The organism is Pseudomonas sp. Ga0074129 (assembly GCA_001465025.1).
GTDB lineage: Bacteria > Pseudomonadota > Gammaproteobacteria > Pseudomonadales > Pseudomonadaceae > Aquipseudomonas.
Genome location: LNDO01000055.1, coordinates 33,642 through 42,606, shown reverse-complemented (window position 1 = coordinate 42,606; position 8,965 = coordinate 33,642). Strand labels below are relative to the sequence as shown.

7 protein-coding genes and 1 pseudogene are annotated in these 8,965 nt (G+C 56.4%); 4 read left to right on the top strand and 4 right to left on the bottom strand.

Going from position 1 to position 8,965, the window contains the following annotated elements:
* Positions 1-102: 102 nt before the first annotated feature.
* Together AUK77_RS05270 and AUK77_RS05265 are read right to left on the bottom strand one after the other, a co-directional pair.
* Positions 103-639, bottom strand: a pseudogene (locus AUK77_RS05270) (alpha/beta hydrolase); the annotation flags it as partial.
* A gap of 85 nt (positions 640-724) precedes the next feature.
* Positions 725-1,555: an undecaprenyl-diphosphate phosphatase gene (locus AUK77_RS05265; RefSeq protein WP_296126932.1), complete on the bottom strand. Its 831-nt coding sequence runs from the start codon at positions 1,553-1,555 to the stop codon at positions 725-727.
* A 366-nt stretch (positions 1,556-1,921) separates the two neighbouring features.
* Here AUK77_RS05265 and AUK77_RS05260 point away from each other — a divergent pair, with 366 nt between their 5' ends.
* From AUK77_RS05260 to AUK77_RS05245, 4 genes are all read left to right on the top strand, one after another.
* A complete protein-coding gene (locus AUK77_RS05260) occupies positions 1,922-3,556 on the top strand; it encodes a methyl-accepting chemotaxis protein (RefSeq protein ID WP_296126930.1) in 1,635 nt (544 codons plus the stop codon).
* Between the two features lie 6 nt (positions 3,557-3,562).
* Entirely contained in the window at positions 3,563-4,180 is a 618-nt protein-coding gene (locus AUK77_RS05255) for a hypothetical protein (protein ID WP_296126928.1), read from the top strand.
* 489 nt (positions 4,181-4,669) lie between these two features.
* Entirely contained in the window at positions 4,670-6,328 is a 1,659-nt protein-coding gene (locus AUK77_RS05250; RefSeq protein ID WP_296126926.1) for a nitrite/sulfite reductase, read from the top strand.
* A complete protein-coding gene (locus AUK77_RS05245; RefSeq protein WP_296126924.1) occupies positions 6,312-6,809 on the top strand; it encodes a DUF934 domain-containing protein in 498 nt (165 codons plus the stop codon). The genes AUK77_RS05250 and AUK77_RS05245 overlap by 17 nt, the downstream gene beginning before the upstream one ends.
* Positions 6,810-6,887: 78 nt before the next feature.
* Here the strand turns inward: AUK77_RS05245 and AUK77_RS05240 are convergent, their stop codons facing one another.
* Both AUK77_RS05240 and sohB read right to left on the bottom strand, forming a co-directional pair.
* Positions 6,888-7,877, bottom strand: a complete 990-nt coding sequence (locus tag AUK77_RS05240; RefSeq protein ID WP_296126921.1) for a YhdH/YhfP family quinone oxidoreductase — start codon at positions 7,875-7,877, stop codon at positions 6,888-6,890.
* 25 nt (positions 7,878-7,902) lie between these two features.
* Positions 7,903-8,922 (bottom strand): protease SohB, encoded by a 1,020-nt coding sequence (gene sohB, locus AUK77_RS05235; RefSeq protein ID WP_296126919.1) that lies wholly within the window; start codon positions 8,920-8,922, stop codon positions 7,903-7,905.
* Positions 8,923-8,965 lie beyond the last annotated feature (43 nt).

Genomic DNA, 8,965 nt, shown 5'->3' with positions numbered 1-8,965 from the left:
GGTAGACTTATCCACAGTTGCTGGTAACAAAATCAGCAATCCGCCCTGGGTCAAATTTCAATCGGCAGGGTGGGTCAATTTTCCATCAGCGCCAACAGTGTTGTGCATCATCATGCGTAAGGTGCGCGACATGTCTGCATCCATTTCAGCTTCGGCCACACCGGGCTGCTGAAAATGCAGGATGTAATGGAAGCGCTCAGCATACAGCTGGGCCATGATGGCCGTGGCCGGTTGTTTCGGGCGGCCGCCAAAGGGCACAGCCATGCCCACCACCGCCCGCACCCGCTGTGGCTCCAGCAGGGCCAAATGCCAGGCTATTGGTGCACCCCAGTCATGCCCCACCACACACACCTGCGTGTGCCCCAGTTGATCCATGGCTGCCTGAATGTCCCCACACAGGGTAATAACGTCGTAGGCCGCTGGATCGCGCGGTGCGCTGGTTTGCCCGTAGCCGCGCATTTCCGGCACTAAAACCCGGTAACCTGCGGCGGCAAGCGGCGCAATCTGCTGGCGCCAGGAATGCCAGCATTCGGGGAAGCCATGCAACAGCCAAACAGGCCGCCCCGCCTCGGGGCCGGCGCAGTAAAGACTGAGGTCAATGCCGTTGACCTCAAGCATGACGTGTTCAAGCTGATCCATGTGCACCTCCATTAACTGAGGCCACTATGGCAAAAACGCTGGGCAGGCGCGTGCTGTATTGATCCGCCGAATACACGGCCAACAATCAGCCTTGCGCGGTGCTCCAGTCGATCCACTGCAGCTGCCAGGTCGCCAGAATCAGCAAGCCGAAGCCGATGCGATACCAGGCAAAAACGGCATAGCTGTGGTTGGCAATAAACTTGAGCAACGCCCGCACGGCAATCATGGCGAAGATAAAGGAGGTGACAAAGCCAATGGCAAAAACCGCAAAGTCGTCCGCCTGGAAGTAGTCGCGGTACTTGTAACCTGAGTAAACCGCCGCCCCAACCATGGTCGGCATGGCCAAGAAGAACGAAAACTCGGTGGCTGCTTTACGTGACAAGCCAAACAACAGCCCACCAATAATGGTGGCCCCTGAGCGCGAGGTGCCGGGGATCATGGCCAGGCATTGGGCAAAGCCAATCTTCAGGGCGTGCTTCCAGGTCATGTCATCGACAGTTTCAGCTTCAATGCTGTGCTGACGGCGCTCCGCCCACAGCATGATCACACCCCCAACAACCAGCGCAACGGCGACGGTGATGGGGTTGAACAAGTAGTGATGAATCAAGTCGGCAAATAAGACGCCCAGCGCCACGGCGGGTAGGAAGGCGATCAGCAAATTGGCCGTGAAACGCTGCGCTTGCGGCTCTTTGTGCACGTTAACAACGATGCTCAGCACCTTTCGCCGGTATTCCCACACCACCGCCAAAATCGCACCCAATTGAATAATGATATTGAAGGCCATTGCCCGCTCACCGCCAAAACCGATCAGGTCGGCGACGATAATCTGGTGCCCGGTGCTGGAGATCGGCAAAAACTCGGTCAGCCCCTCGACCACACCCAGAATAAAAGCCTGGAAGGCAACCCAAAGATCCATTTCACACTCCTAGCAATCAAATGAACCGACACACGGCACTCTCTCCAAGTGCTCGCATGAGGTGTGGCAACGCGGCCAGACACAACTTCGGTTAGAACTTAGAAAACCCTTAAATCAGTGACTTATGCAGGGCGACTGGCGATGCTAGCAGAGTTGGCATTGCAGTGGCGCGAGGGCAAGCAGCAGTTCAGCCTGAATAAGGGGCATTGCTGGCCGATAAAGCGCCACAAAGAGCCTGCTCAGGGCGTCAATTGACCTACTGTTTACGGTATTAGTCATGCACTCATTGACCAAACGCCGCATGTGATCTGCGGCACTCAAGTGACATCCCAGTATGAATCACACAAATTCGGGAAGTGCTCACCCATGAACAGCTTACGTAGCTTGCCAATCAATCGCCGTCTCTGGCTCATTCTCTGCGTTGCCATTGCAATGCTGGTGATTCAAGGCGTGCTGTTACTCAAGCAGATTCACACAGACTTACAGGCCGGTAAAAGCGAGAAGACCCAGCATGTGGTGCAAAGTGCGGCCGGCATTCTGGAGCACTTTCACGAATTGGAGCGGGCAGGCACCCTCACCCGTGAACAAGCCCAACAGCAGGCCGCCGCGACAATTCGCAAACTGCGTTACGACGGCCAAGAGTATTTTTGGATCAATGATCAAACTCCCGTAATGATCATGCATCCCGCCAATCCAAAACTTGAGGGGCAAAACCTGTCGGGCTTTAAAGATCCGGACGGCAAGGCTTTGTTTAATGAGATGGTCGCCATCAGCAAGCGCCAGGGTGCTGGACAGGTGGATTACCGCTGGCCTAAGCCTGGCTCTGATGAGCCAGTGCCGAAAGTCTCTTATGTGCAACTGTTCCAACCCTGGGGCTGGATCATCGGCTCTGGGGTTTATGTCGATGATGTCGCCGACGAGTTTCAGCAGCAGGCGATCAGCGCCGTGTTGATTGGTTTACTGATTACCGCGTTGATGGCCGTGTTAGTGGTGCTGATCGTGCGCAGCATCACCCAACCGCTGCAGCAGGCGGTTGAAGCGATGGCCAACATTGCCAGCGGCGATGGTGACCTGACGCGCAACCTCGATACCCATGGCAATGATGAGCTCTCAGCGTTGTCGCGCCACTTCAATATCTTTACTGACAAACTGCGCAAGGTGATCAGCCAGTCGCTTCAGTCTGCCGGCGAGCTCGACACCGCTGCCCGTGACCTCAGCCAGATTGCTGGGCAGGCGCAACAACACAGTGAACAGCAATCGCAGCAGATGGAGCTGGTGGCCACCGCCATCAATGAAGTCACCTACGGCGTGCAGGACGTGGCGAAGAATGCTGAAAACGCCGCCAGCGAGGTCCAGGCCGCCGAAGATCAGGCCCGCCATGGGCAACAGAATATTGAAATCAGCTTGCGCCAGATCAGCGACCTCTCGGCCACCATCAACCAGGCCGTGAGCGTCATTCAGGACCTGGCCCAGGAAAGCACGCAGATCGGCAGCGTGCTTGAGGTGATTCGCTCAATCGCCGAACAAACCAACTTGTTGGCACTCAACGCCGCCATCGAGGCCGCCCGAGCCGGTGAGCAAGGGCGTGGATTTGCGGTGGTCGCCGACGAGGTGCGCCTGCTCGCGCAGCGCACACAAAAATCCACAGCAGAAATTCAAGTGATGATTGAGCGCCTGCAAGGTAACTCCGAAGCAGCCGTTAAAGTCATTAACGACAGCAGCAAAGCGTCGCAACTAACCATTGAGCAGGCCAGCCAGGCTGGCACCAGCTTGACGCAAATAGCCAGCGGCCTGCGCAACCTCAACAGCTTGAATGCTTCAATCGCCAGTGCCACGCTGCAACAGTCGCATGTTGTTGAAGACATCAACCAGAATGTCACCCAGGCCGCCAGCCTGGCTCAGGAGAGTGCCCTGGCTGCACAACAGTCCAGTGCAGCGGGCAAGCAATTGGGACAACTGGCCGAGCAACTCAACCGCCTCTTAAGACAGTTCAAGGTATAAACGCCGATGAGCAGTATGGAACACCAGGAAATCGATCTGAGCAGGCCGCAGAATCAAGACCTGATCTGGGATCTGGACAGCATCGCCCGACGGGAGTTGGCCGAACGCTTTATCAAGCTGTTCGAAAATCGCCTGTGTGTTTACTCCGAGTCAACACGCCAGCTTTACACCAACTATGACCTGCACTTTCCGTCTGACATGGGCCGCAAAATGGTGGTTTTGCCTAACCCTTATGCCTTCCACGACACCCTGCACGGTATCGAGCCACAGGCGATTCGCCGCACCGGGTTGTGCGTACTCCCTGGCGTAGTGCTGCATAAACCCGGTTTGCTGCTGACCTCCATGATTAAGGAAGGTGGCCCAGCCCCCAAAACCATGGCGTTTAAACCGGCATTGGCGCAGATCATCAGTAACCAGAAAAAAGCCGGCGATCTGTTTCTGCCTATCTTGATCAAAGGCGACTTGCGCGAATTCGACCAGCAAATGCCTTATCTGCATTTACACCGCCTACAAATCGCTCGCCTTGATCGTTTGTCAGCGTTCGAGCGTGACGATATTCAGAGCACCATCACGCGCAAACTGCTGATGCTTTATCGCCAAGCCGATAGCCTGAGTTGCCAGTGAGCACTTTTGCTGAACAATAAAAAAGCGGGCATCGGCTACCCGATGCCCGCTCTTGATCGTGTTACGCCGCGCCTACTGTTGGCTGACCCAAAAAACTGCTGTTACAACGCAGATGAGGATCAAGGCAAAAATGGCCTTGGCATCTGCCGCACTGTCAGCCCCTTCTGTTTCACTGTGTTCGCTCATGGACATGCCCTCTTGTTCTGTTTTCGGGTGAGTCGCACTCAGCAGTTAAGACCACAGCCTGCGCTTGCTCAAGCCAGCAAGCTATTTTGGCAAGCAGGCTTATCGCTTTAAGTTCTTTCCATATACTCAAACATCACTTTTGCGCATATCCATGAACTGGTATCTTCCTCGGCCTCCGCCAGGGGTGCGCGGCCGTGCGCGCTGATTAGCTGTCTGAACCGGTTGACGAGGTGGCGAGAAATAGCCCGAAAAAGGCGCAGCGCATCGTCAATAGGTTCTAAAAGCCTGATAACAGGACACCATATGTACGTATATGACCAGTACGACCAACAAATCGTCGAGGACCGCGTCAAGCAGTTCCGCGATCAAACCCGCCGTTATCTGGCTGGCGAGCTGAGCGGCGAAGAATTCCGCCCACTGCGCTTGCAAAATGGCCTCTACGTCCAACGCTTTGCGCCCATGCTGCGTGTGGCCGTGCCCTATGGCCTGATGTCATCAGCACAAGTGCGCATGATGGCCAAAATCGCCCGTGACTACGATAAGGGTTACGCGCACATCAGCACGCGGCAGAACGTGCAGTTCAACTGGCCGGACCTGGAAGACGTACCGGAGATTCTGGCCGAGCTGGCGACCGTGCAGATGCACGCCATTCAGACCAGCGGCAACTGCATTCGCAACACCACCACCGATCAATTCGCCGGTGTGGCCAAAGATGAAATCATCGATCCTCGTCCTTGGTGCGAAATCATTCGCCAGTGGTCGACCTTCCACCCCGAATTCACCCACCTGCCGCGCAAGTTCAAGATTGCCGTCAACGGTGCCGTCGGCGACCGTGCAGCCATTGAAGTGCACGACATCGGCCTGGAAGCTGTCCAGAACGATGCCGGCGAGTTGGGCTTCCGTGTTTCCGTTGGTGGCGGCCTGGGCCGTACGCCAATCGTGGGCAGCTTCATCAACGAATTCCTGCCTTGGCAGCACCTGATCAGCTATCTGGACGCCATCCTGCGTGTGTACAACCGCTACGGCCGCCGTGATAACAAGTACAAGGCACGTATCAAGATTTTGGTCAAAGCACTGACCCCTCAGGTGTTTGCCGAGCGCGTGCATGCTGAATGGGCGCACCTCAAGGATGGTCCAACCACACTGACCGAGGCCGAAGTGGCGCGCGTTAAGGCGCACTTTATCGACCCCGATTACAAAGCTCTGGACGACCAAGACGCGGCTCTCGCTGCGTTGGATGCCGAACACCCGGGCTTTGCCCGCTGGCGCCAACGCAACACCTTCGCGCACAAGAAGCCAGGCTATGTGGCTGTAACCCTGTCACTCAAACCAACCGGTGTTGCACCCGGTGATGTGACAGACAAGCAGTTTGATGCCATCGCTGATCTGGCCGAGCGCTACAGCTTTGCTGAGGTGCGCAACAGTCACAACCAGAACATCATTTTGGCGGATGTCGAGCAGGCGCAGTTGTTCAGCCTGTGGGGCGAGCTGCGCGAGCATGGCTTTGCCACGCCGAACGTCGGCCTGCTGACCGATATCATCTGCTGCCCGGGCGGCGACTTCTGCTCCCTGGCCAACGCCAAATCGATTCCAATTGCCGAAGCCATTCAGCGCCGTTTCGACGACCTGGACTACCTCTTCGACATCGGCAATATCGACCTGAACATTTCCGGCTGCATGAACGCCTGCGGCCACCACCACGTCGGCCATATCGGCATTCTGGGTGTGGATAAGAAAGGTCAGGAGTTCTATCAGGTGTCGCTTGGCGGCAGCGCTGGCCGTGATGCCAGCTTGGCGCAGATCCTTGGCCCATCCTTTGCTGAAGCCGACATGGCCGATGTGATCGACAAGATCATCAAGGTCTATGTCGAGCGCCGCAACGAAGAAGAGAGTTTCCTCGATACCTTCCGCCGTGTTGGTGTCGACCCGTTCAAGGAGCGTGTCTATGCAGCGAATCATTAAAAACGGCCAGCTGGTTGATGAAAGCTGGCATCTGCTGCCCAAAGACGCCACGCTGGACGGCATTTCCAATTGCGATGATCTGATTGTGCCGCTGGCTTTGTGGGTCGATCACAGCACCGCGCTCAAGGCCCGGGATGGCGGCATCGGCGTGTGGCTGGATGCCGGTGAAGAAATCGAAGAGATCGCCGATCAGCTGGATAACTTCCAGGTGATTGCGCTGAACTTCCCGGCCTTCACTGATGGCCGCCACTGCTCCACGGCTTACTTGCTGCGTAACCGCTACGGCTACAAGGGTGAAGTACGCGCCATTGGCGATGTGCTGCGCGACCAACTGTTCTCCTACCAGCGCGTGGGCTTTGATGCCTTCGCCCTGCGTGAAGACAAAGATCCGCTCGACGCCCTGAAAGCCTTTGAGGAGTTCAGCGAGGTATACCAAGCCTCAACGGACCAGCCACTGCCGCTGTTCCGCCGCCGCGCCTGATCAACCTGCTGTAGCAAGCAGCTTAGCGCTATAAAAAAAGGCCACCGCGTAGGTGGCCTTATCGTTTGTGTGCTGCGCTTAAGCCAAATTGACCAGCACTCGCCCAACCTGTTTGCCAGCCAGCACCTGCGCAATGGCGGCAGGTAGTTGCTCAAGGGTGACTTCACTCACCAAAGTTTCTAGGTTGACCTTCCATTGCAAGGACAAGCGATCCCACATGGACGCTTTGACCACCAACGGCAATTCGACCGAGTCGACGCCCAGCAGATTCACCCCACGCAGGATAAACGGCAGCACATTGCCCTTGAATGCCACGCCCGCCGTCAGCCCGCAGCACGCGACACTGGCACCGTAGCGCAGTGACTTGACCACATTGAACAGGATGTCCCCGCCCACACAATCCACAGCACCCGCCCATTGCTCTTTGAGCATCGGTTTATCGGTGCCCGCTTGCAGATCAGCGCGCAACACAACCTGCTCAGCGCCCAGCGACTTAAGGTAATCCTCCTGTTCAGCTTTGCCGGTAGACGCCGCCACGCGGTATCCAAGCGATGCAAGCAAGGCGACCGCCACACTGCCAACCCCGCCTGTTGCGCCGGTGACCAGCACAACACCGGCGTCCGGGGTTAGCCCGCTTTGCTCCAGTTTGTCCACGCACAGGGCAGCGGTAAGCCCTGCCGTGCCAAGCACCATAGCTTCACGCAGGCTCAACCCTTGCGGGCGTTTCAAGGCCCAACTGGCCGGGATACGAATGTACTGGCCAAAACCACCGGCCGTGTTCATGCCCAGGTCGTAGCCGGTGATGATGACTTCATCGCCCACAACGAACTCAGCCACGCTGGAAGCTTCGACAATGCCCGCAGCATCAATACCCGGCGTGTGGGGAAAGCTCTTGGTAACGCCTCGGTTGCCACTGGCAGACAGTGCGTCTTTGTAATTCAGTGAGGAATATTTAACGCGAACCAGCAGTTCGCCAGCCGGTAATTCACCGATCTCACGCTGCACAATGACCTGCTCAAATTCACCGGTAGCCGTTTCTCGGGCCTGTAATGCGTTGAACGTGCTCATCTTCATCCTCTGTGTGACGGGCCAATTACCAAAAACGCTGCTGATTCAAGCGGCTAAGCCAGTTAAGCGCAAAGCGATCCAGCGCCACACTGCCCGCCAGCCCAACACGCTCCTGCAGGGTTTTCTTCTCGGCAAAATGCAAATGGAACAAATCAGCATCTTTGGCGCGTTGCGCCAGGTATTCATCGCTGGTTTTAAGCTCATCCACCAACTGCTTTTCCAAGGCCGCCATGCCCAGCCAAACCTCACCAGTGGCGACTTGATCAATATCCAGTTGCGGCCTGTAGCGCGCGACAAAGCCTTTGAACAATTCATGGGTGATTTCCAAGTCCTGCTGGAACTTTTCCCGGCCTTTCTCGGTGTTCTCACCAAACACCGTCAGGGTGCGTTTGTACTCACCTGCCGTCAGCACTTCAAAATCGATGTCATGCTTTTTTAGTAACCGATGCACATTGGGTAACTGCGCCACAACACCGATAGAACCAAGGATAGCGAACGGCGCACTGATAATTTTCTCGCCGATGCACGCCATCATATAGCCGCCGCTGGCTGCAACCTTGTCGATACAAATGGTCAGCGGTATGCCCGCTTGACGAATACGTGCCAACTGCGAGGATGCCAAGCCATAGCTGTGCACCATGCCGCCGCCACTTTCCAAGCGCAGCACCACTTCATCCTGCGCGGTGGCCATACTCAGTAAAGCAGTGATTTCGTGGCGCAGGCTGTCAGTGGCGGATGCTTTGATGTCACCGTCAAAGTCCAACACGTAAACCCGAGGTTTCTGCGTGCCGCTCTTTTTCTCCTGTTTGGCGGTCTTGGCTTGAGCCTTGGCGATCGCCTTCAGTTGAGCTTTGTCGAGAACCGCCTGCTCTACACGCTGTTGCAGTTGATTGAAGAAGTCATTGAGTTTGCTCACCTGCAACTGGCCTGTGCTCTGCCGTCCCTTGCTGCGCAGTGCCGCAATGGCCGACAGCACCACAAGGATGGCCACGACCAGGGTGACTGTTTTGGCCAGAAAGCCTGCGTACTCTGCAAAAAACTCCACCGAATCCTCCTTGTTGAATGAGCAGCGGCCATAGGTCGGTCAC